General features: G+C 35.1%; 17 protein-coding genes. 10 read left to right on the top strand and 7 right to left on the bottom strand.

Features of this window, described 5'->3' with window-relative positions:
* Positions 1–1,872, bottom strand: a complete 1,872-nt coding sequence (locus tag HNS38_RS01635; protein ID WP_172277887.1) for a nucleoside-diphosphate sugar epimerase/dehydratase — start codon at positions 1,870–1,872, stop codon at positions 1–3.
* 181 nt (positions 1,873–2,053) lie between these two features.
* On the opposite strand from HNS38_RS01635, the gene gcvT reads away from it, so the two are divergent.
* Complete coding sequence (gene gcvT, locus HNS38_RS01630; protein WP_172345867.1) at positions 2,054–3,157, top strand: glycine cleavage system aminomethyltransferase GcvT; 1,104 nt, start codon at positions 2,054–2,056, stop codon at positions 3,155–3,157.
* 70 nt (positions 3,158–3,227) lie between these two features.
* On the opposite strand, the gene nusB is transcribed toward gcvT, so the two are convergent.
* A complete protein-coding gene (gene nusB, locus HNS38_RS01625; RefSeq protein ID WP_172277891.1) occupies positions 3,228–4,190 on the bottom strand; it encodes a transcription antitermination factor NusB in 963 nt (320 codons plus the stop codon).
* A gap of 306 nt (positions 4,191–4,496) precedes the next feature.
* On the opposite strand from nusB, the gene tig reads away from it, so the two are divergent.
* The 4 genes from tig to HNS38_RS01605 all read left to right on the top strand — a co-directional run bounded on the left by tig (position 4,497) and on the right by HNS38_RS01605 (position 8,468).
* Positions 4,497–5,867 (top strand): trigger factor, encoded by a 1,371-nt coding sequence (tig, locus tag HNS38_RS01620; RefSeq protein WP_172277893.1) that lies wholly within the window; start codon positions 4,497–4,499, stop codon positions 5,865–5,867.
* A 12-nt stretch (positions 5,868–5,879) separates the two neighbouring features.
* Complete coding sequence (clpP, locus tag HNS38_RS01615; protein WP_172277895.1) at positions 5,880–6,545, top strand: ATP-dependent Clp endopeptidase proteolytic subunit ClpP; 666 nt, start codon at positions 5,880–5,882, stop codon at positions 6,543–6,545.
* A gap of 8 nt (positions 6,546–6,553) precedes the next feature.
* The gene (clpX, locus tag HNS38_RS01610; RefSeq protein WP_172277897.1) at positions 6,554–7,795 is read left to right on the top strand and encodes an ATP-dependent Clp protease ATP-binding subunit ClpX; all 1,242 of its coding nucleotides are present in this window, start codon (positions 6,554–6,556) and stop codon (positions 7,793–7,795) included.
* 97 nt (positions 7,796–7,892) lie between these two features.
* Positions 7,893–8,468 (top strand): DUF4294 domain-containing protein, encoded by a 576-nt coding sequence (locus tag HNS38_RS01605; protein ID WP_172277899.1) that lies wholly within the window; start codon positions 7,893–7,895, stop codon positions 8,466–8,468.
* Between the two features lies 1 nt (position 8,469).
* Here the strand turns inward: HNS38_RS01605 and HNS38_RS01600 are convergent, their stop codons facing one another.
* Positions 8,470–10,134: a response regulator gene (locus HNS38_RS01600; protein ID WP_172277901.1), complete on the bottom strand. Its 1,665-nt coding sequence runs from the start codon at positions 10,132–10,134 to the stop codon at positions 8,470–8,472.
* Between the two features lie 418 nt (positions 10,135–10,552).
* Here HNS38_RS01600 and ppdK point away from each other — a divergent pair, with 418 nt between their 5' ends.
* From ppdK to yidC, 3 genes are all read left to right on the top strand, one after another.
* Positions 10,553–13,492, top strand: a complete 2,940-nt coding sequence (gene ppdK, locus HNS38_RS01595) for a pyruvate, phosphate dikinase (RefSeq protein ID WP_172277904.1) — start codon at positions 10,553–10,555, stop codon at positions 13,490–13,492.
* A gap of 189 nt (positions 13,493–13,681) precedes the next feature.
* Positions 13,682–15,007: a hypothetical protein gene (locus tag HNS38_RS01590; protein ID WP_172277906.1), complete on the top strand. Its 1,326-nt coding sequence runs from the start codon at positions 13,682–13,684 to the stop codon at positions 15,005–15,007.
* A 140-nt stretch (positions 15,008–15,147) separates the two neighbouring features.
* Entirely contained in the window at positions 15,148–17,082 is a 1,935-nt protein-coding gene (gene yidC, locus HNS38_RS01585) for a membrane protein insertase YidC (RefSeq protein ID WP_172277908.1), read from the top strand.
* Positions 17,083–17,292: 210 nt separating this feature from the next.
* On the opposite strand, the gene HNS38_RS01580 is transcribed toward yidC, so the two are convergent.
* On the bottom strand, positions 17,293–17,925 hold the full coding sequence (locus HNS38_RS01580; protein WP_172277910.1) for a flavin reductase family protein: 633 nt from the start codon (positions 17,923–17,925) through the stop codon (positions 17,293–17,295).
* A gap of 58 nt (positions 17,926–17,983) precedes the next feature.
* Between HNS38_RS01580 and HNS38_RS01575 the strand changes: the two genes are divergently transcribed.
* A complete protein-coding gene (locus tag HNS38_RS01575; RefSeq protein WP_172277912.1) occupies positions 17,984–18,826 on the top strand; it encodes a histidinol-phosphatase in 843 nt (280 codons plus the stop codon).
* A gap of 9 nt (positions 18,827–18,835) precedes the next feature.
* Positions 18,836–20,215 (top strand): bifunctional type I 3-dehydroquinate dehydratase/shikimate dehydrogenase, encoded by a 1,380-nt coding sequence (locus HNS38_RS01570; protein ID WP_172277914.1) that lies wholly within the window; start codon positions 18,836–18,838, stop codon positions 20,213–20,215.
* A 92-nt stretch (positions 20,216–20,307) separates the two neighbouring features.
* Here the strand turns inward: HNS38_RS01570 and HNS38_RS01565 are convergent, their stop codons facing one another.
* The 3 genes from HNS38_RS01565 to HNS38_RS01555 are packed head-to-tail and all read right to left on the bottom strand — an operon-like array spanning position 20,308 to position 25,485.
* Positions 20,308–21,783 carry an ATP-binding protein gene (locus HNS38_RS01565; protein ID WP_172277916.1) on the bottom strand — a complete coding sequence of 492 codons (1,476 nt, stop codon included), beginning with the start codon at positions 21,781–21,783 and terminating at the stop codon, positions 20,308–20,310.
* A 2-nt stretch (positions 21,784–21,785) separates the two neighbouring features.
* Positions 21,786–24,290, bottom strand: a complete 2,505-nt coding sequence (locus HNS38_RS01560) for an acyl-CoA reductase (protein ID WP_172277918.1) — start codon at positions 24,288–24,290, stop codon at positions 21,786–21,788.
* 16 nt (positions 24,291–24,306) lie between these two features.
* Complete coding sequence (locus tag HNS38_RS01555; RefSeq protein ID WP_172277920.1) at positions 24,307–25,485, bottom strand: acyl-protein synthase; 1,179 nt, start codon at positions 25,483–25,485, stop codon at positions 24,307–24,309.
* Positions 25,486–25,495: the final 10 nt, after the last annotated feature.

Genomic DNA, 25,495 nt, shown 5'->3' with positions numbered 1-25,495 from the left:
TTAGTCGAGAACTGAAAACTCGGAATTCTCACTCTTATATTCTGGAATCATCTTTTTGAGGAGCTTAACCAACTCAAATACATCTTGTTGAGCTAAAGCTTCTTGAAAAGCCATGACCGTGTTATTAATCTCCTCTATTTGAGACTCCTGCACATTGGCGATCAATATTTTTTCATGATGAGTTGGTTTTGTATTTTCTTCTTCAGCCAACAATTCTTCATAAAGTTTTTCACCGGGTCGTAAACCAGTAAATTCAATAGCAATATCTTTATTAAGCTCAAGACCAGAAAGGCGTATCATCTTTTTAGCTAAGTCAACAATTCTTACTGATTTCCCCATATCAAAGACAAATATCTCCCCTCCTTTCCCCATACTGCCTGCTTCTAAAACTAATCTACAGGCTTCTGGAATAGTCATAAAGAAGCGAGTAATGTCTTTATGAGTTACAGTAACAGGCCCCCCATTTGCTATTTGCTTTTCAAACAAAGGAATAACAGAACCATTAGATCCCAAAACGTTTCCAAAGCGAGTGGTGATAAACTGAGTTTTAGAACTTGATGCTAAGGAACGTACATAAACTTCAGCAAATCGCTTGCTGGCTCCCATTACATTGGTTGGGTTTACAGCTTTATCAGTGGATATCATCACAAACTTGCTCACTTTATGCTCCACAGAAAGATTGGCCATATTCCTTGTTCCGAGCACATTCACTCTAATGGCTTCCATAGGATTTTTTTCCATCATGGGGACATGTTTATAAGCCGCAGCATGAAAAACATAATGGGGTTTAAATCGAGCAAATACAGCTTTCATTCTATCCGTATTTGCTACATCAGCTAATATATAACGGGCTTCTACGTTTGGGAATGTTGCACTTTGCTCTATTTCTAGTTGAAATAAAGGACTCTCCGCTTGGTCTACCAAAAGGAGCTTTTTGGGCTTGAACCGACTCACTTGTCTTACCAATTCACTTCCTATACTTCCTGCAGCTCCACTTATCAGAACCACTTTATCGCGTAAATCCCCTTTAACCTTAGCTTCTGAAAGTTTTATCTCATCCCTTCCCAATAAATCTTCTATTCTAACACTACGAATTTGCTTCAAGCTCAATTCACCGTTAATCCAGGTTTGCACGGGTGGAACGTTTAAAACTACCACATTCAATTCCATACAAATATCTATCAATTCCTGTTTCCTGTTATTAGGTAGGCTTTGCACTGCTAATATCAGTTGCTCTATATTTTTTTCCTCAAGTATCTTTCGAATATCATCGCCAGAATAGACTTTAGTTCCACCCAACCTTTTTTTAGCTTTAGATTTATCATCATCGAAAAAACCGATGATTTTTACTTTGGAATTAATCTCTGCCTCTAGCGCACGGCTGGTAATCACACCTGCCTCACCAGCTCCAAATATCATTACCTTTGTAAACCCAGAGTGAGGTTTTGACAACTCGATATAAGCTATCTTCACAAAAACACGATAACTTACCAAGAACAAAAGAGAAGTAATAAACTCCAATATAATAATACTATAAGGGATTAAATGAATTTGTAAAGAACTACGAACACTTATCATATTTGCGATTGCAAATAGAATACTTCCGCTGCTCAAAATAATAAAAATCCGACTGGCATCTCGAGTACTGGTATACTGTATAACTCCGGCATGCATTTTCGCCACAAAAAAGCTGAATACACGAACTGTAAAAATAATGACAAAAGCCATATTAAAATATGCTATTTCACTTCCGGGTATACGGAAATTAAACCTTAACATATAGGCTGTTAAAATAGAAAAAACGATAATAAGCGTATCAATAATAAATACAGTCCAGCGGGGTACTTTATATTTTAAAATCCAATCTTTCATTGAGGTGTTTTCGAGTTTCCAAATATACATGAATAATATAAATGTCTAATTTTAAATATCCAACTTTATAATTGGTTTAAATAAGAGACATGCTTACTGAATATTACCAAAATGGAAAATTTGTAATTATATTATCATTAATTTCGCGGCATAAAATAATGTCTACTCAAAAATATTAAAAATGAGAAATACAGCTTTCACCCACATCCACGAGAGTTTAGGCGCCAAAATGGTGGAGTTTGCAGGCTATAAAATGCCTATTCAATACGAAGGGCTAAATACTGAGCACGAAACAGTGAGAAATTCTGTTGGTGTTTTTGATGTATCACATATGGGAGAATTTTGGGTTTACGGACCTAAAGCTCTTGATTATTTACAAAAGATAACGTCGAATAACGTAGCTGCTTTAGAAGATGGTAAAGTCCAATATAGTTGCTTTCCTAATGGAAAAGGCGGAATCGTAGATGACCTTTTGGTTTACCGTTTTGAAGCTGAAAAATATTTATTAGTGGTTAACGCTGCCAATATTGACAAAGATTGGGAATGGTGTACCAAACAAGCAGAGCTCATGGGCTTAGAAGCTGGAAAAGACATCACAAATGCATCTGATAATATTGCGCAGTTAGCGGTTCAAGGTCCTAAAGCTTTAGAGGCTATGCAGAAATTAACTTCTGTAAATATCGTAGATATGGAATACTATACTTTCCAAGTTATAGAGTTTGCTGGCATTCCAAATGTCATTTTATCCACTACCGGTTATACTGGTTCTGGTGGATGCGAAATCTATATTCCAAATAAAGATGCCGACCAGTTATGGAAAGCCATTTTTGAAGCCGGAGAAGATTATGGTATCAAACCAATTGGTCTAGGTGCTAGAGACACCCTACGTTTAGAAAAAGGATTCTGTCTTTATGGAAACGATATTAACGATACTACTTCTCCTATTGAAGCAGGTTTAGGTTGGATTACAAAATTTGTTGAAGGCAAAGATTTCATCGATCGTGACTATATGCAAAAGCAGAAAGACGATGGCGTAACCAGAAGATTACGTGGATTCGAAATGTTAGAAAAAGGTATTCCACGACAGCATTACGAAATTTGTGATGCAGAAGGTAATGTAATTGGTGAAGTAACTTCTGGCACTCAATCTCCAATGATGAAAAAAGGAATTGGTATGGGATATATTGCTACTGCTCATGCAAAATTTGGTAGCGAAATTTACATTAGAGTTAGAAAAAGCTTAGTAAAGGCTCAGATTGTAAAGATGCCTATCTACAAGGATTAGTATAATTTTACTCATAAAAAAATGCCATCACTAATTAAAGTGATGGCATTTTTTTATTTATGAAAAGAGTTTAATTTACTAAACCTCTACCTATCTTTTTAATTTTACCTTGCTCTTTTAGTTCAGCAATAAGGTGATCTAAAATTCCATTGATAAACACTTTACTCTTTGGGGTACTAAAGTATTTACTCAGGTCAATGTATTCATTCATAGAAACTTTAATTGGGATAGTTGGCATTTCAAGTATCTCAGCTAAAGCCATCTTTATCAGAATTTTATCAATAGTTGCTAATCTTTCAATTTCCCAGTTTTTAATATTTGGTTTAATCAACTCATCATACTCAAATTGCTTGTCCAAAACTTCCTTATACAAATCTCTTGCGAAAGATCTATCTTGACTTCTACCCTCCTCTTTATCATCTTTAAACAAGGGAGGAAGTCTTCTTTCTTCAGTCCAACCTTGTTTGTAATTAGATATAATCATCATCACCACTTCTGCAGCTAAATTATAATCATCAGTCCAATCCAAATTTTTCTCCGCAAATAAAGAATGAAGACTTTCGTGGGGTAATACTACTTCTTCAAAAAAGCGAATAACAAATTCTTTGTCCTGCTTATAATTCGAATCTTTGAGCTGAAGATAATCGTTATAAAACTCAGTTTCCAAAAGATTCATAAATACTTTTCTAATCATTTCGGGCTCAGTTGACCAGTTCACGGCCAAATTATCAACTCTGCGATTAAAATCTGCATTATCGCGAATCTGGAGTAAAACAGGATTATTAATAAACCTAGTGTTTGGGTTTTTATTCTCCTCTGTAGGAAAATGTTTCTTTTTGGCTTCTTCTAGACGGTTTTCAGAAAAGTCTCTAACTTCAAGCATAAAACTCATTTGATAAATGGCCAAGTCATATAATTTATCAAACTTACTCATTAGTTTTTTTTGTCCATTATATACATCGGTTTGGTCAGATTGAATGGCAGCATAAAGGGCTTGTAGTACCTTGATTCTGATATGTCTTCTATTTAGCATGGCATTTTTTCTATGATAAGAACTATTTCGGCGGCAAAAGTATCTAAATTTTTCATTCATAAAGATAAAAAAAAATCCGAAAAATGATAAATAAATGTTCACAACTCATTAAATCCTACTGAATAAAAAAAAGAATTAGCTAAGTAGGTCAAACACACCGAATTTCATCAATACCACATTGATTTTTTTTATATATTTGCAGCCCTAAAAATCGATGAGACTTTGATCTCTTTCAAAACAATAAATAAAGAAGGTATTGTTTTGAATTAATTTGAAGAAAATAAAACACTTATAAAAAGAAAATTCATGAATATCTCAAGAGAAAACACAGGAGATTTGACAGCAGTTCTTAAAGTAGAAATTGCAGAGCTTGACTACGCAGAGAACGTAAAAAAAGCATTAGGTGACTTAAGAAAAAAAGCCAATATCCCTGGGTTTAGAGCCGGAAAAGTTCCTTTTGGCGTTGTGAATAAAATGTATGGCAAATCAGTTTTGGCAGATGAGGTTAACAAAATGTTGGGCGAATCATTGAACAATTACATTACTGAGAACAAACTAAATATTTTAGGACAACCCCTTCCAAGTGTTGACCAAAAGGACGAAATCAATTTTGATACTCAAAAAGATTTTGTTTTTCATTTTGATATTGGTTTTTCTCCTGAAATCAATTTAGAGTTAAACAAAGACATACATGTTGGGTACAGTGAAATTGAGGTAGCAGATAACATGGTGGATGATTATATGACAGATATTCGCGAGCGTTTTGGCGAACAAACTCATCCAGAAAATGTAGAGGAAAACAGTAAAATTACAGCTTCATTTAAACAATTAGATGAAGAAGGAAATGCAATAGAAGGCGGAATAGCTTCTGAAGATGCTACATTTGCTGTAGAAGATATTAAACTTAAAACCATCACTAAATTATTAGTTGGAAAAGCTGTTGGCGAAACAGTAAAGTTAGACCCCATGAGAGCTCTTAAAGATGCCAACAAGGTTGCAGCTATGCTTAAAGTTGCTAAATTAATGGTTGAAGATTTAAAAGCAGAATTTGAAGTTGAAATAAAAGAAATAGTTAATATTACTCCTGCTGAACTTAACGAGGAATTATTTAAAAAAGCATATCCTAGTGCAGAGCTTAAAACTGAAGAAGATTTAAGAAACCGCATTAAAGAAGATGCTTCAAAGCAATTTGCAGGTGAAAGTGACAAACTATTCATGGGAAAAGCTGTGGATGTTTTGATAGAAAAAGCTGGCATGAAATTACCAGATGAGTTCATGAAGCGTTGGATTTTAGAAAACAACGAAGGTGAGCTTACTGCAGAACAATTAGAAGTTCAGTATGACAGCTATGCTAATTCTTTGAAATGGCAAATCCTTCAGAACAAACTCATTACAGACAATAATCTACAGGTTAGTGAGGAGGAAATAAGAAATCATGTTAGAGGTTTCATTAGTGGTCAATATTTTGGCGGAATGGAACAAAACGAAGCTTTCGAAAGCTCATTGAATGGTATTGTTGATAATGTCTTGAAAAATCAAGATGAAGTAAAGAAAATCTACGATCAACTTTACGACAATAAAATTTTGAATCTATTTAAAGAATCATTATCTTTAGATATAGAAACCATGCCTCTTGAAGACTTCATTAAAAAAGCTAGTGAAGTTCCTCAGGCATAAAAACCAACGAGAATGAATCCAAACGAATTTAGAAAATATGCCACTGGCCATATGGGTATTAGCAGCCTAACCATGGATCGCTATACTTCAATGGTTCAGAATTATATCTCTCCTACTATTATTGAGGAGCGCCAATTAAATGTTGCCCAAATGGATGTTTTTTCCAGGTTAATGATGGATAGAATCATCTTTTTAGGTGTCCCTATTGACGATTATGTATCTAATATTATTCAAGCTCAACTTCTATTTCTAGAAAGTGCCGATGCTGAAAAAGATATACAGATATACTTAAACACCCCTGGGGGATCAGTTTATGCTGGATTAGGTATTTATGATACCATGCAATATATCCAACCTCAAGTAGCTACTATCTGTACAGGCATGGCTGCTAGTATGGGAGCTGTACTATTATGTGCAGGTGAAAAAGGCAAGAGAACAGCCTTAAAGCATAGTAGAGTTCTTATTCATCAGCCAATGGGTGGTGCACAAGGACAAGCTAGCGATATAGAAATCACAGCTAAAGAAATCCTGAAACTTAAGAAAGAACTTTACCAAATCATCAGCAGTCATAGCGGTCAAACCATTAAGAAAATAGAAAAAGATGGCGACCGAGATTACTGGCTAACTTCAGCGGAAGCCAAGGAATATGGTATGATTGATGAAATTTTGGGAAGGTAGTTTTTATTATGGGAAAGAAAGAAAAAACAGAAGAGAAGTGCTCATTCTGTGGAAGACCAAAAGAAGAAACTAGTATTCTTATTGCTGGATTCTCAGGTCATATTTGCGATAGTTGTGTTGAACAGGCACATATTATAGTTAAGGAGGAAGTAAAAGGAGACCACAATGGTATTCCTACTGAAGAAATACCTACTCCTAAAGAAATCAAAGGGTTTCTTGATGAATATGTCATTGGTCAGGACGAAGCAAAGAAAATCCTTTCGGTAGCGGTTTATAATCACTATAAGAGAATAGGTCAGCCCGAAAGCAAGAAGTACAAAGATGTTGAGATTGAAAAATCAAACATCGTGCTGGTAGGCGAAACAGGAACAGGAAAAACACTTTTAGCTAGAACTATTGCCAAAATCCTTAAAGTTCCATTTGCCATTGTTGATGCAACAGTATTAACTGAAGCTGGTTATGTTGGAGAAGATGTAGAAAGCATCCTATCAAAATTACTACAAGCCGCTGATTACGATGTAGCTTCTACCGAAAAAGGCATCATCTTTATTGATGAGTTGGACAAAATTGCTCGCAAGAGTGATAACCCTTCTATCACTAGAGATGTATCTGGCGAAGGAGTTCAACAAGCCTTGCTAAAATTACTCGAAGGAACAGATGTGAACGTTCCTCCACAAGGTGGTCGTAAACACCCTGAGCAGAAAATGGTAAAAATCAACACTCGAAACATCTTATTTATTGCCGGAGGTGCCTTCAATGGAATCGAACGTCATATTGGCTCTCGATTAAGGACCAATATGCTGGGCTACGGTGCTAAAAAAGGGAAAGAGCAAATTGATATGAAAAACCTTTTACAGTACGTTTCTCCAACAGATTTAAAGAAGTTTGGTCTTATTCCTGAAATTATTGGAAGAATGCCAATACTTACTTATTTAAATCCTTTGGATAAAGATGCACTGAAAAGAATTCTTACTGAACCCAAAAATGCCTTGACTAAACAGTTCGGTAAACTTTTTGAGATGGATGACATTGAACTTAGTTTTGCCCAAGATGCTATAGAATATATAGTTGACAAAGCCATTGAGTTCAAAATTGGAGCTCGTGGTTTGCGTTCTATTATTGAAGCAATAATGACAGAGGCCATGTTTGAAGCTCCATCTTCAAAAGACAAAAGCAAACTTAAAATCACAAAAAAGTATGCTGAAGACATGCTGAATGAAAATGGAATAAGTAAACATAAAGTGGCCTAAAAATCATTTTACACTATCAAAAAGCTGCTTTTAACACGAAAGCAGCTTTTTTTATGGTATAAAATTTGATTAGTTTTGTTTTCAATTAATAATAATTATGATTCGAGCTATCATTATTATCGTTCTCAGCATTGGATACTCTCATTTGTTTTCTCAAACAAATGGAGTTATTCCTGCATATATTGAAAATGGAGATACCATATACGTGGAGTTTCTGAATGAAGTTGAAGTCAAAGCTCCATTGGTTTTCGATAGTAAAAGAAATGCTAAACGATATAGTAGAGTCGTTCGATATGTAAAAAAGGTATATCCTTATGCAAAAGTAGCTGGAATAAAAATGAGAGAATACGAAGCCATACTCGAAAAAACAGATAAGAAACGAGATCGAAAAAAGATTATGCGTCGAGCCGAGCAAGAATTAAAAGAGGAGTTTGAAAATGAATTGAAGCAACTCACCTATATGCAAGGCGAAATCTTATTAAAACTCATTGATAGAGAAACTAACACATCGGGTTATGAATTGGTAAAAGATATGAGAGGAGGTTTTAAGGCCACATTCTACCAAAGTTCTGCCAGATTATTTGGCTTCAATTTAAAAGATCGTTACGACCCAGAAGGACGAGATAAAGAGTTAGAATATATTGTTCAGTTAATAGAGCAAGGCAAGCTTTAAGTTATTGCTTCAAAATATTAGACAGCTCAGCAAAATTAAATGGTTTACGCAGCATACCATTCATTCCAACTTTATAACATTTAGTCTTTATACCCTCAAAATCTTCAGCTGTTAATGCAATAATTCTAACTTCCGATTTCTTTGGATTGTTTTTCTCGATGTTCCTAATCTCCGTTGCAACTTCGAAACCATCCATACCCGGCATCTTAATATCGAGAAGAATGAGATCATAATCCTTAACTCTATATTTAGCTATGGCTGTTTTACCTTCTCGTGCTACTTCTACCTCATGACCTATTCGGTCTAAACTGACTTTAGCTACTTTTTCATTTATCAGGTTATCTTCAACTAATAGAATCCTCAGTTTAGAATCCTTTGAACCCTTTGATGTGATTAGTATATCTTTCTTATACTTTGCAGGAATAACAGCTCCAATTTCATTGGCCAGATGCGACAAGACAATTGGTTTGTTTAGATAACCTGAATAGCCTGCCTCACGCAAAGTTTCTTTATGATAAAGGTTTGCTGAGGCTGATATTAAAATAATTTCAGCTCTATTTAAGGGTCTCATTCCTTTCAACCTTCTAATCTCCATCCTATCTGTAACTTCCTGAAAATGTCTTTCTAGTAATATCAAATCAAAAACATCACTAATCTTATTATTCTCCATATACTCAATAACCTCACCAGTACTTGTAAAAGCTAAGACTTCTATACTTAAGGTTTGTAGGTATTCTTTGAGTATCTTTCTGCTAATTTCATGTTTTTCAATAACTATGGCTTTCAATCCGCTAAAAGTAATTCCAGAATTACTATGACTAAAAGCCATCTTGTTTGTGGTTTTCACAAATAGGGCAGTAAACCAAAAATTACTTCCCTTACCCTCCTCACTCTTGAATCCCATTTCACCACCCATCAGTTCACTCATTCGCTTAGAAACTGCCAAACTTAATCCAGGGCCATTATAATCGAGGAATCGCTTTTTGTCTATTTTGGTTACCGTATTATAAAGCGCTTCTTGCTTAACAGGACTCATTCCCATACCAGTATCTTCTACTCTAAACTTTAAAGTCACCGTATCTAGTTGACTCGATTCTGTTTCCACATAGATAACTATTTCACCTTTTACAGTATAGTTTACAGCATTCCTTACAAAATTCAGTAGAATCTCTTTAAGTCTAACAGGATCCCCCAACATCAATTCAGGAATCCCAGGTTCAAGATAAACAACCAATTCAATCTCTTTCTCTTTAATCTCCGGTTGAACATACTCTGCAACACCGTGTACAATATCATTAATATTAAATGGTACTTCATCCAAGTCTATGGTATCTGAAGCCAAACGAGCTCTATCAAGAAGAGAATTAACTGCTGTTAATAGGTTACTTCCACTGGTATTAAGATCCACCAAATATTCATCCTGTTCTTTATCTAGTTTTGTTTTCTTCAATAAATCTACTAAACCCAAAATACCATTCATTGGAGTTCTAATCTCATGAGAAATGGAAGACCAAAATTCCATTTTAGTAGAATTTACACTTTTTAAGATTTGATCTTTCTCCTCTTGAAGTTGCTTGATTTTCCTATATTGAAATAGCAAATAGACGATCAAAATCGTAATTAAAACGATTAAAAATATGGCTAAAACATTAATATTCGTTATCATAGAAATGGTTTTTAAAAGTACATCAAGATACAAATAATCAACTCATAGAACAATTCAAAGATTGCTACTTTTCAACACATAAATATGAATAAACCAATAAAACAATATGCTTAAAAAAGTTCACCGAACAATATTTCTTGGCTTAAACACACAAATCAACTGACTATTTCCTTCTCTCTAAACATGAAATTCGGTGTTTTTTTCATCCACCAATAGAACAAGTAGTGGTGTTTATTAGTAATGATAACAATAGAATCAAAAAGAAATGAAATAAGAACACAAAAAACCACCGCAATCGTTTGAAATTCAGTAATCGAAAATATCATTTGCCTTATGAAATTTTAACGCAAATGAAAGCATAAATTTTGTAAATTTGCAGTCCTAAAAACGAAATTTATATATTTTAAAATACATAATAATGGGTAAAGAAAAAAATCAAAAAAACGTTTATCTCTGGGGAGATAAAAAAGCCGATGGTGATGCTACCATGAAAAACCTATTAGGTGGTAAAGGTGCTAACCTTTGCGAAATGAATTTAATTGGTGTTCCAGTTCCTCCTGGTTTCACTATTACTACCGAAGTTTGTACCCTTTATAACGACAAAGGTCGTGATTACGTAGTTAGTCTAATCAAAGAAGAAGTTGAGACTGCTGTTAAAGCAGTAGAAGAAATGATGGGTACAAAATTTGGTGACAAAGAAAACCCATGTTTACTTTCAGTTCGTTCTGGAGCTCGTGCTTCTATGCCAGGAATGATGGATACAGTTTTAAACCTAGGTTTGAACGATGCTGCTGTTGAAGGTATCGCAAAAAAATCTGGAAACGATCGTTTTGCTTGGGATTCTTACCGTCGTTTCGTACAAATGTACGGTGACGTAGTTATGGGAATGAAACCTGAATCTAAAGAAGACATCGATCCTTTCGAAGAAATTATTGAAGCTATTAAGGAAGAAAAAGGCGTTGAAGACGATAAAGACTTAAGCGTTGACGATTTGAGAGAAATGGTTAAGCGTTTCAAAGCTGCCGTTAAAGCTCAAACTGGTCAAGATTTTCCAGATGATCCATGGGAACAACTATGGGGTTCTGTAATGGCTGTTTTTGATAGCTGGATGACAAAAAGAGCTATCTACTATAGAAAATTAAATGATATTCCTGCTGAATGGGGAACTGCTGTTAACGTTCAGGCCATGGTATTTGGTAACATGGGTGCTAATTCAGCTACTGGTGTTGCCTTTACAAGAGATGCTGGTACAGGTGAAAACCTTTTCAACGGCGAGTACTTAATTGATGCTCAAGGTGAAGATGTTGTTGCTGGTATCCGTACTCCTCAGCAAATTACAAAAGAAGGTTCAATGAGATGGGCTGTTCTTGCTAGTGTTTCTGAAGAAGACAGAGCTGCTAACTTCCCTTCATTAGAAGAAGCAATGCCTGTAATTTATAAGGAACTAGATGAGTTGCAAAACAAACTAGAACAACATTATAAAGACATGCAGGATCTTGAGTTCACCGTACAAGATGGTAAACTTTGGATGCTACAAACAAGAAATGGAAAACGTACTGGTGCAGCTATGGTTAAAATTGCCATGGACAAGCTTAAAGAAGGTATGATTTCTGAAAAAGAAGCTTTATTAGAAGTTGAAGCTAACAAATTAGATGAGTTACTTCACCCTGTATTTGACAAAGATGCTCTTGCTAGCGGAACTGTTGTTACCAAAGGTTTACCAGCTTCTCCTGGCGCTTCTACTGGACAGATTGTTTTCTTTGCTGACGAATGTGAAAAATATGAAAACGCTGTTTTAGTTAGAATTGAAACTTCTCCTGAAGATCTTGAAGGAATGAATGTTGCCAATGGTATTTTAACTGCTCGTGGTGGTATGACATCTCACGCTGCTGTTGTTGCTCGTGGTATGGGTAAATGTTGTGTTTCTGGCGCTGGTAGTCTTCGTATCGACTATAAGAAGAGAACTATGACTGTTGATGGTAAAGTTTTCAAGGAAGGAGACTGGTTGTCATTAAACGGAACAACAGGTGAAATCTTAGAAGGAAAAATTGCTACTATCAAGCCTGAGTTGAGTGGTGATTTTGGTGAGTTAATGAAATTAGCTGACAAACATTCTGTAATGTTAGTTAGAACTAATGCAGAAACTCCTAACGACTCTAAAGTAGCTCGTGACTTTGGTGCACAAGGAATTGGTCTTTGCCGTACAGAACATATGTTCTTCGAAGGTGATAAGATTAAAGCTATGCGTGAGATGATTCTTTCAGAAGATGAAGCAGGTAGAAGAGAAGCTCTTGCTAAATTATTACCACTTCAAAGAGAAGATTTCGAAGGTATTTTCCAAGCGATGCACGATCTTCCTGTAACTGTTCGTTTACTCGACCCACCATTGCATGAGTTTATTCCTCACGAGGAAGAAAACCAAAAAGAGATGGCTGACGAAATGGGACTTACTGTTGAAGATATCAAACAAAAAGTTGAAGATCTTCACGAATTCAACCCCATGTTAGGTCACCGTGGTTGTCGATTAGGAAATACCTATCCTGAAATTACAGAAATGCAAACTCGTGCTATCATCGAAGCTGCTTTAAACCTAAAAGCTAAAGGAATTACTGCTAAACCAGAAATTATGATTCCTCTTATCGGTACTAAAGCTGAATTGAAGATGCAAGAAGAGATTGTGAGATCTATTGCTGAAAAAGTATTCGAAGAAAGAAATGATAGAATCGATTATTTAGTTGGAACTATGATTGAAATTCCTAGAGCTGCTTTAACTGCTGACGAAATTGCTGAAACTGCAGAATTCTTCTCTTTCGGAACTAATGACTTAACTCAGATGACTTTTGGTTATTCAAGAGATGATGCTGGTAAATTCTTACCTGTTTATCTTGACAAAGGAATTCTTGATGCAGATCCATTCCAAGTTATTGACCAAACAGGTGTTGGTAGCCTAATGAAGATTGCTGTTGAAAAAGGTAGAAAAACTCGTCCAAATATCAAGATTGGTATTTGTGGAGAGCATGGTGGAGAGCCAAGTTCTGTTGAGTTCTGTAATACTTTAGGATTCGGTTATGTTTCTTGTTCTCCTTTCCGTGTACCAATCGCTCGTTTAGCTGCTGCTCATGCTAACATTAAGCAAGGTGCTTGGGATGCTGACGCTACAAAAGAAGCTCTAAAAGGTAGTGCCAAAAATATTGGTAATGCTGTTAGTGCTGAGTTTGATGTTGTTGAAAAAGAAGCGAAGAAAGTGGCAAAGAAAGCTCGTAAAGAAGCTGAAAAAGAGTTGAAAAACTTAAAATCAGAAGCTAAAAAAATCATCAGCAAATTCGAAGATGAAATTAAAAATTTGAAGAAGAAATAATTCTTAGAGTTTTTATCTAAATAATAAACCGTCTCTATTTTAGGGACGGTTTTTTTATGCCTCTTTTATAATGCAAACAAAGCAACTAGAAGAATAATTTCAAGTCATTAGAAATAATATCCTTCTGTTTTTAAAACTTTGGTACGATATTGGTTAGTCTATTAACATAATCATCAGAAAAAAAAGCTCATGAAAACTCGAATCATATCTTTTATCATTTTAAGCAGCGTATTTGTTCTTCTTTTTGCTTCATGTAGAAAAGATGACAGACCAGCTCAATTATATACAGATAGTCAAGAAATCATTTTTAAAAAGAATGAAACTATTCAATTCTTTGGAATCACAAATATGGGAAATGCTACCATGGATTACCAAGTATCAACAAACGACGATTTCTTGAGCGTTAGCCCATCATCTGGCAGCATTGGATTTAATCAATTGGCAAAAATACAAGTAAATGCAGAAACTTCAGGGTTAGATTATGGTTTGCATACTGGTTCCATAAACATACAAAGTAATGGTGGAAGTAGTTTTGTAGAAGTAACCATATTAAATCCCTATCCAGATCCACCAGCTCTTTGGTGGGATATAGACTATATAAAAATAGCAGCTAATTCTGATAGAGATTACATTACCATTAGCAATGATGGCGAAGGTATGTTAGAATATAATTTGACTACCTCATCAAGCTGGATGAGCTTTTCTCAAAACTCTGGAAACCTTTCCCCAGGACAAGAAGATAGAGTTTGGGTGATTGCTGACAGATCTGGATTGTCGAATGATTTATATTCTGGTGTGGTGAACATTACCTCAAACGGTGGAGATGCCAGTGTTGAGGTAGATATGGAAGTTGGGGTATATTCAGTAAGCTTCTTTAATCCAACTTATACTATTATTGATATAAAAGTTCCAGGTTTCGAATGGCTTCAAATTCCAGTTTTAGATAGAATTAATTATATATTCCCATCAAATCCGGGAGCAATAACCTATCAAGCCGAAACTAAAGGTGAAACAGTAAACTTCCAACAATTGGGTCTTACTTTAACTTGGCAAGAAACAATAAATCTCAGCAATGAAGACTCCCCAGTCTTTTATTTAAATATCAGTGAAGACTTCTTCTTCTTAAGTGCACAGAATTATGGAGCACATGATTTAAACAATTGGAGTATTAATTATGACACTGAATACCAATTCGACGAAGATGTAAATATTCCAAACGATGGATATGAATACTACTTTGGATATTACGACGCCCTAAATAATTCCAATGTGTATGCAAGTATAGTAGGCACTAATACGGATGCCTATTGGGAACAAGGAAAAGAGTTTAATTTCCCATGGACTTTGAACCAAGGAATATTGGTAGAAAGTGATTTAAAAAAATCAGGTATTATTTCAAACAGAGATTTCAAGAAAAAACATGAAACTCCAGAAACATTAAACATAAAATCTCAAACACAAAAAAATATCAGAACTCGTCATGCACAATCATTAGAGAATACGACTCGTAAGTAATTGTCTTAACACATATCATCAATATAGCCGGAAGTAATCATAATTCTTTCGGCTATTTTTTTGCTTAAATCCCTAACATTTTTACGTTATGTCAATCAAATAGAAAAACGTACATTTGCACCCTAAAATGAAAATGCAACATGGATAGAAATTCAATCATAGGTTTAGTATTAATATTTGCCATCTTTTTTGGCTTTTCTTGGTGGAACGCTCCATCAGAAGAAGAAAAACTAGCCTATCAAAACAGAATGGATTCTATAGCTTTAGTTAAAACTGAACTTCGCTATCAGGACTCTATAAATCGAGTACAGTATAATCAGGAAAACCAAATTAATCCTACTCAACTTGAGGATACTCAAGTAATTGATAATGGTGTAGTTCAAGAGCAATTACAACAGAAATTTGGGGCTTTTGCTAATTCCTCAGTTGGGGAGAATCAAATCATCAATGTAGAAAATGAAGTGATGAAACTCGACTTCCAGTCATTGGGAGGTAGAGTGAGACAAGCTGAGTTAATAAATTATCAAACCAACGACAGCCTTCCTTTAGTTCTATTCAAAGGCGATACTGCCACATTTGGATTTGTGTTTTCTGCTGCCAATCGTCTAATACACACTCAAGATCATAATTTTCAAGCATTTATTGATGGCAGACCTTACCAAGGACAAAAAGTTGAAGTTTCTGGTGACGATAGTGTAACTATAAGTATGCGCTTATTTCCCGATGCCAATCAAGGATATAATCAACACCAATATATTGAGTATGCTTATACCATCTATGGAAACAAATACATGTATTCCTTCAATGTAAGAATGAAGAACATGGAAACTTTGGTGGATAGTAGAAGTGGATATATAGACTTCAACTGGAGTGCCAATGTTAGAAATCAAGAAAAAATTGTAGACCGCTTTAATGGTTCTGCTATTTATTATAAATACTTTCAGGATGATGTAGATTGGCTTTCTGACAATGAAGAAGAAGCAGAAAAATTAGCCAGTAAGGTAAAGTGGGTCAGTTTTAAACAACGATTCTTTAGTCTTAGTATTATTGCTGACAAGGCTTTCATGAATGGCGAGATCAATCAGTATTATATGCCATCAAACGATCCTAAATATGAAATGACCATGTCTACTGTTCTTGGTATTCCGGTGAGTAATACTAGGGATATGGATTTTGGTATGCAGATTTATATGGGTCCCAATGAGTTTAAGAGATTAAAGTCATTTGACCTTGAACTTGAAAAGCAAATCCCAATTGGATGGAGTTTCTTCTTATTGGCATGGATTAATGAATACATTGTAATTAATGTATTCGACTGGTTAGGTCACTGGGGATGGAATTATGGAATCGTCATTTTAGTTCTTACGCTTTTATTGAAACTGGTACTATTCCCAATCGCATACAAAACCTATACCTCCTCTGCAAAGATGAGAGTCTTAAAACCAGAGATAGATGAGATAAACGAGAAGTTTAAAGACAAAGATGCGGTCAAGAAACAACAGGCCACCATGGATCTTTACAAAAAAGCGGGGGTAAATCCTCTAGCGGGTTGTGTTCCTATGCTATTGCAAATGCCTATCTTATTTGCAATTTTCCGTTTCTTCCCTTCCTCTATTGAGTTAAGACAGAAATCTTTCCTTTGGGCTCACGATTTATCTTCTTATGATAGTATTTTAGATCTCCCCTTCGAAATCCCATTCTATGGTGATCACGTAAGTCTATTTACATTATTAATGACTATATCTACTTTGATTTACACCAAAGTAAATAATGATATGATGGGGACTGGCTCTAATCAAATGCCAGGTATGAAAACCATGATGTATATGATGCCTATTATGTTCTTAGGAATGTTTAACAGCTATGCATCTGGTTTGAGTTATTACTATTTCTTAGCTAATATGTTCACCTTCCTCCAAATGTACTTAATTAGAATGACCATTAATGAGGATAAAATACATGCACAATTACAAGCCAATAAGAAAAAGCCTGTTAAGAAGTCTAAATTCCAACAAAAGATGGAAGATATGGCCAAACAAAGAGGTTTAGATCCTAAACAAATGAAGAAGAAATAATACTTATTTCTAAATATATAAAAGCCTCCTCTAATTCGTTTTAGAGGAGGCTTTCTTAGTATTTGCAAAAAGCGCCAATCTCTTCGTCTTTTTTGCTTTCAAATCCAGTCATTTACTATTGTAAACTCCCGAATTTAAAACCTGCAAAAACTTCGACCTTGAAGCCTTTTGCACAATACTACCTATTCTACCAATTATTTGTGCTAATAATTATTTTCGCCTATTATAGTTCACCTGAGGCTGTTTCTTTTTAGCCTTTTCGCTCATCACCGAGAAACCAAATTTACCAAGATGATCGCCTAGTTCATAATAATGGCCATGAGAGTAGACGAGTGGATTTGCTCTGAATAGCTCAAAACTGCCACTTCTTTTATCTAAATATTTCTCATCTGCCTGTATATTGACTACTTCAGCTACAAACATATCATGGGTACCCAGTTCTCTTATTTCAGTGACCTTACATTCAATATTTACAGGAGACTCCACTATAATAGGTGCATTTACTTTTTCTCCTTTTCTAGGGGTCAGCTTCATGGATTTAAATTTATCATAGTCTTTTCCACTTTTAACACCACACCAATCTGTTTGAAAAGCCAAATCTTTATTGGTTAAGTTGATTACAAATTCTTTAGTTCTAGAAACTATTTCATGTGAATGTCTATTCTTCCTAATGGAAGCATATAACATGGGAGGGTTGGTATTCAAAGTCCCGGTCCAAGCGATGGTAATGATATTATAATTATCCTTGTGATCACCACAACTCAGCATTACAGCAGGAATGGGATAAACCATAGTTCCAGGCTCCCACTGTAACTTTCCATTTTTTATAATCTGTTCTTCCATTTTTCGTATTTTCGGTCAAAGTTAAGCAAATCCTTTTTACTTCTAAAATATGATAAATATGACTTCTCCTTTTCCATATAATTACCATAGCCACTCCAAGTATTGTGATGGCGCTCATCAATTAGAAGATTATATTATCGCCTGTATTGATAAAGGATACCAATCTTATGGATTCAGCTCCCATGCTCCTATTCCTGGGGGAAGCGTTTGGAATATGAAGGCTGAAATGCTCGAAGGATATTTGAAAGAAGTAGATCGCCTTAAAGAAAAATACAACAGTCGAATTGAAATCTTTAAAAGCCTTGAAGTGGATTTTATTGATGAGGTTCAAGGTCCTTCCTCCTATGCACATTTATTAGATTATACAGTGGGAAGTATTCACTTTATAGGCAAAGGCCCAATATCTGAATTATTTGAAATGGATGGCCCATACTCAAAATTTCTTGATGGTTTAGCCAAACATTACGATAATAATTTGAGAGCTGCTATGGAACATTATTTTGAATTGAGTACAAAAATGATTCTAAACGATGCTCCTGATGTAATTGGTCATCCAGATAAAATAATCAGCCACGCCTTAAAAAATGACCCCACAATTTTATCCAAAAAATGGTATGGAGACCTATTGGAAGATTTTGCAAATACATTGGAGCAATCAGATGTGATTGTTGAAATCAATACTAAAGGACTGAAATTATCACAACAACCTACTACTTACCCACACCTCTCCTTTTTGAACATCCTCAAGAATAAAAATATAAAATTCCAGATGAATGCAGATGTTCACAAGTTGTCAGATATTGACCTTGGATATCAAAATACCTTAGAACTGATTCGACGTTTAGGAATAAAGGAATTATGGATACGAGAAAATGAGGAATGGAAAGCAAAAAGTATCTAGATTTGCAGCATGAGGAACAGAAGTTTAGATGGAAGAGTTTGTGAAAGCTTTTTTACAGATGATTTGAGTGCAGCTATAGATGTTGTTGAGAAAATCAAAAGTTTGGGAGAATTACGATTCGACTTGAGTCAACTAAGAATTGATGATATCGAACCCATTAAAAGCAGTACAGATAATGCACTAATTTTCACGTGTCGTGGCGGAAATTTTTCTGATGATATTCAATTAGAAGCCTATTTAAAGGCCATAGAATCAAACTATAGTTATATTGACATCGATCTTGAACATGATGGAACATTGCTCCCTTCTCTTTATGCTCCTCTTTCTCAATCATCTTGTCAACTCATTCTCTCTTACCATAATTATAATGAGACTCCATCTCCAAAAATACTAGATGAGAGGATTTCTAAAATGGCATCCTCTAAAGCCGATTTAATAAAGATTGCCACACTGCTTCATAGTCCAGATGATATTGATACACTAATTAAGACTCAGAATTCTCATCAAAATATCATTTGTCTTGGCATGGGTGAATTAGCAACTGAAAGTAGAATAAAAAGTATTCTAAATGGAGGAGCCTTTACTTTTACAGCTTATGATTTAAGTAAATCAACTGCTAAAGGTCAATTAGATTATGATGGTTTTCAAAAGGCCTATATGAATTATAGAGGAGGGAAATCAATAAAATTAGCCGTTTTAGGAAATCCAATCGCTCATTCAAAAAGTCCTGTTTTGTTTAAAGAATTCTTTGAGGAGAATGGGATAAATGGAGTTTACGAGAAAATTGAGCTAGAGCAAATTGAAGAATTAAAGGAGCTACAGCATCTTTATGATGGCTTTAATGTAACTGCTCCGTTTAAACTAAACATCATTCCATTTCTTAATGAATTATCGGATTCGGCAAAAAGCATAGGAGCCGTAAATACCGTGTTCAAAAAAGAGATGCAATGGTATGGAGACAATACTGATTATCTTGGGATTTTGAATTCCATTAAGGAAGTAATCGCTGTCTCAGAAATTCAAAATTGTTTAATCATTGGTGCAGGTGGTGCAGCTAGAGCAGCAGCCTTTGCCATGAATTCTATTGATGTAAATACTACTATCCTTAATCGCACCTACTCTAAAGCCAAAAGTCTTGCTGAAGATTTTTCAATGAATTCCAAAGAAAACATCAATATTGAAGAGTTTCATCTCATAATAAATACTGTTCCGAGTCCTTTCAGCTTAATTCAAACTTCACATCTACAAAACCATCATATCATCTTGGATGCTATTTATCCAAATTCTCAATTTATCCCTTTCCAAAAAGAAAAAGAATTTACACTTATCTCAGGAGAAAAATGGTTATTTCATCAAGCAAAAGCAGCTTATGACATTTTCATATCATAATTATTCACGCTAATTCTTTAAATAGATTTTAATATTTAGCGGTAATTTTTCATATTCAGCTTTCTATTTTATTAACTAAGACTAAAAAATTTCTAAATTCTATTCTTTTCATATTCAGCCTCTACATAATTTGCCAACACCTGACCAAAATCAGAAGCAATTTGTAAACTAGCAAAATGATAATCCTGATTATTTAAATATTGTAAAACCAAATTCATCCTATTTTCTTTATGCATGATTCCTGCGAAGAAAAATCCTTTACTTTCAAAATAAGAGGTATATTTTTCAGTATGATAATCTGCCAAATCTAAGAATAGATAAATAGATTCATATCGAGCGTTTTTTAATTTTTGTAGGTTCTCTTCAAATACCTGCTTTATATCTCTACCTATATGATTAAGCACAATATTTGAAACTTTAAATACATCATCATTAGAAACCTCCAAGTTAGAATAGGTATGATTGCTATCAAAAGAAAAAAGAGGATGTTTAGCAATAACAGCATTCAATCCCAATTGCTTCGAAATAGCCAGAACCATTTTCTTATGATGCTTTGGAACATAGAAAGTCACCTTTTCAGGTTGGTTCAGAACTCGAAACGCAATCATTAAACTTTCTCTTTGCTTTTCCTCCACCTCTATGCTTTCAAAACCTAAAACTGGAGCCCTTGAAACCAATAAAGCAGTATCTAATAATTGCATCTTATGACAAGCCTTTTGTGAATAAGGATGAGAACAAACCGCCATAGCAAAAACACCAAACAATTTCATGCTAGCTGCAACATCATCAATTAAATAAGTCCATAGCTTTTGCATACAACCATAACCGCGATACATAGGGTCGGTGAAAGCAATACCTATTTCAGCAGTTTTAGAACTAGAGTCAGACAAGACCAAAGCTGTATGTGAAATGATTTTATTATCATCTCCAAGGATACCAACTGCTGAAAACATGTGTTTACGTTCTATTTCCTTCTGTACCTTCTTAGGAATGTAGATTAATTCATATGGATAGCTGTAATGGTAGGCAATGTATGCGAGCTTTGAGATGGCATTGGATTCTTCCTTGTCTAATAAACGAACAGAAATATCCTTATGGGTTTCATGTTCTAATTCTTCTTGGAGAATAGAATGTTCATCGGTTTCTGAAATTTGCTTCTTTGGTTTCAAATGCTTTTCAAAGATGGTTTCATTCCCAGCAAACCCTTTCGCCTCAAAACTCACCACATTCATATATTGATGAAGCATTTTCCTGACCATACCAAAACCTTGTTGATCATGATCATCACAAGATTGAATCTTCTCGACATCCATTGGAATACCATGATCGTTGATTGTAATTCTCAAACCTTCTGTAATGTGCTCCAAGTGCACAATGATCTCGTCCACTTGTTCTTCCAAATAAAAACACTTTATGATTTGTTTCAAAACCTCCTCCGTGATTTGGGTAATTTTATTAGCATCCCTCCTCCTAAAACCAACAAGGTGCGCATACTCTTTTATGGAGGCAGAACTAATAGAAATACTCTCTACAGCATTTGGAATATGTATTTTCACTTCCCTCAACATGATTACAAAGTTCTTTTATCAATAATCCTTTTTAATTTTCCAGTGGTGGACACTTGCTCAAATTGCTCTTCGTCAATAAAATCAACTTTTAAATCTATCAGAACTTGATTCTCATTCACTACATCAATGGTTGGAAATGCCCTTCTAATAGCATTTAGAACATCAGTTTCTTTCAATTTATATTTCTGTTCTATCCTCATCAATATGGATTGAGGGCCATCATCTGCAACATCAAGAACAAGTTGCAATTGTCCAGCATAATGAAACTCCTTCTCCAAAACCGCCACAAATTCATTATAATTAAATAGTGGTCCCATCTTGAAAATATCGCCAAAACGACCTAATAATTCAAAGCGAGGTGCTTTTCTTCCACAAGGACAATCTCCTTCAATCCACCTACCCAAATCGCCAATTTCGTATCTATTAAGGTTCTGTCCTTTTCTGTATTTGGAAGTAAAAATCAATCTTCCTACCTCCCCTTTTTCAACAGGTTTTAAACTATCTAATTCGAGTATTTCTAAATATTGAGTCTGGGTGAGCAAGTGATGCACACTTCCTTGCGTATGAGAACAAGCATAGCCCAAAGGTCCAGCATCATTACTACCATAGACAGCGGATTTAAACATTTCTATTCCGAAAGCTTTCTGATACTTTATACATTGCTCTTCGGGCCAATGTTCGCCTCCATAGAATATTTTTTCCAAACCTCCATAAGCTTTCAGTTCTTCAAAAGAATGCTCAAACAGCTGCGATAAGTAAAACGGCATTCCCAAAAGGGTATCAATTTTATTATCTATTATACTTTCGGTTAATTGATCAAAATCGGGGATAGCGGTGATAGGAAATTGCTTGGCTTGGAGAAATTCCAAAATACTCCAAAAGCTAATGAATCCACCGTACATATGCCCTGAATAAAACAGATTGGCACATCTATCCGTTTCAGGATTTAAGCCCGCCGAAAACAAGGCTTCAGCACCTGCTTTCATTTGCACATGATAATCATCATAGGTGTAAACTGCCTTTTTAGGCTTACCTGTAGTACCACCACTTTTGAAAAATAATTGAGCATTTTCTTCTGAAATATGATGGGCTAAATAATCCTCTTTGGTAGTCACAGCTGTATTTGTTGAAAAAGGCAATACATCTTGAGTTTTTAATTCAGAAAAGTCACTAATATCCTTTGTTAATTCCTCTGCCATTAAGCTTATTCTTCGGGAATATCTTTGTAAGGCATACACTCCATCATGTGGCTGCCCTGCATATCCATTGAGCATCTTACCTGGAGGCATGACTCTTGTTACTCCAGCTTGAAACAATTTGGTAGACAAGTCATACAATTCTTCTCTCTGACATGCCAATCCAGCCGATTGCAAATAGGTTCTAAATGGTTCTAGAACAGAAACTATTTTATTCGAGGACAAAGGTTTCACCCAAATAGTACGGTATAAAGGAGAGGGACGTAATGAGGATTTATAATCAACAATAATTCTCCAAATATGATCATTTGATTCTATCACTTTTGATTCACCTAGAGCTTCAGAAGTACGAGCGACTTGAGTAATTCCAGAAATTTCAGCACTCTCTTGTATGCTTGGATTCTTTTGCGGAAAAGTATTGGAAACCTGTTCTAAAATCTCAGAAAAATGATTGGCAAATTCATCCAGTTCTGTTTGATCATCAGTATCTAAATACAAACACTGTGGACTGGAGCAGGCTTGCTGTTCAATCACACAGATATCATAAGCAATGGCCTCTAAACTTGGTCTATCATCTTTTTTACTTTTCGCCACATAACTAAAACTAATCTTATGCCCCCAATCAATAATTCTAACAGATGGAGCAGCCATTTTCTTAACAGCAGCAACAGACTCTTCTCCTCCCCAAGCTGCAATTCCGTTGGCAACTTGATATAATTTCCCTAAAAGCACCTCCTCTTTTGATGAGATTTGAAAAGCATAAACAAATGATTTAAGATGTCCTGTTCCATCAGCATCCACTAATGCTTTTAAAACCAATTGAGGGAAATTCCCATTTTTGCTGGAGTTTTTCAAGAGATTTATATTTCCGGACATTAGGCCTTCCAATACACTAAGTGGTGCAACGGTGGCAGCATTTCCTGGAACAATATGAACAAGAGCACCCAGAGGAGCCCAAGCTTCGAACACGTTGGTCTTAAAATCAAAACGCTTTGGAATAAACGGTTCTAAACTTCCTAATTCTCTGATATATTTCTTCTTTAAATCGTCTTGATTAAAGAAATTTGCAATCACGGATATGGTTTGCTGAGCAGCTTGTTCAGTCTGACCAGACAGCATTAAGGAAGCCATCCATTCTTGAGGCACTTCCTTTTCAATATCTGATTTTACTTTTTCTGCTGCTTTTAATAATACTAGTGGATTAAATTTAATAGATAAATCTTGAGATATGACCTCCTCTAATCTATTCAATGAAGTGGCTAATTCTGATTCAGAAATCCATTCTCCTCTATATAAATGTTCTTTTTTCATTGTTTTTCCTCTTGAATTAAACACTTTCCTTTTTTAATAACTCTGATGCTGATACTGCACAACTTTTATTCTTTGAAACACCTGCTCTACCGAGTATTTCAATAAAAGGAGTTTCAATACCACAGCTACATTCATCACTTGGATGCAACATAGCTAAATCACCCATCATTACACTAATGGCAGGCACAGATGTGATATAAGGAGTCACGAAACATAAAAACCCAGGTTTATTATAACCGATAACCTCATGCGTTTTAGTATCCCTAATAAAGGCTCTTGACCATATTGGAACATGCAGATGATGCTTTGGGCATTCGATATAAGGCACTGAGTGCTCAACAGAACCATATCCATCGCGGCATTGACTCTCAGGAATTCCTAATTGCTGTTCTACTAATGCTGCAAAATCAGCTTTAGATATTTGCTGGTCGGCATATCCTTTCCATCCACCGGCGGTAAAAACCAATGACTTTGGATTGAGTTTTAGAGGAGGCATTCCTAAATCCATCATTTGCTTAATCACAAAATAAAAGAAAGATGGAAATCCGACCACTCTAACAGGTAATCCTTCTTTCTCGTACTTCTTTAATTTTTCAATGGCTCCAAAGGCATCAAATTCATGACCTCCTCGCCCATTGGAACGAAGCAAATAAAACATATCATTAGCAGGAGCATAATGGGTTAAGAATTTACTTGTATTTGTGGTTCCACGAGTAGAATCTGGTTCTGGCTCATAATTGGAAACTATATAATTGGTTTTAGTTTCAGGAGTATTCCAACCATAATAATCATAAACGAAATCTACCATCCTCCGTCCAGAATTGATGGACCAATCATCGAAAAACATCTGACTTTTTTGTCCAGTGGTCCCTGAGGAGGTTAATGTTATGGCAACATCTTCTTTAGAAACCGTTGGTACTTCATGCGTTTTAAAGAAATTAGCATGGATATAGGGAAGCTTTTGTAAATCCTCAAGATTCTTTAAATCCTCAGATTGAATCTGATTTAATTTTAATAATTTGTCATAGAAAGGATTTCTACTTTTATGCCATTCTACACTTTGTTTCATAGCATCTAGGAACAGAGTATCCATTTCCTCAGACTGCAAATAAGGTTGAGGAATATCGCATAAGTCTTGCACTTTTGATAAGGCAGAATGATCTGGCACTTTTAATTCTTTATTATTTTCACTCATCTGTTTTGGT

It is taken from the genome of Lentimicrobium sp. L6 (genome assembly GCF_013166655.1).
In the GTDB taxonomy this organism is placed as follows: Bacteria; Bacteroidota; Bacteroidia; order Bacteroidales; family UBA12170; genus UBA12170.
The sequence above is the reverse complement of the archived record's forward strand: the minus strand, read 5'-3'. Positions and strand labels throughout refer to the sequence as shown.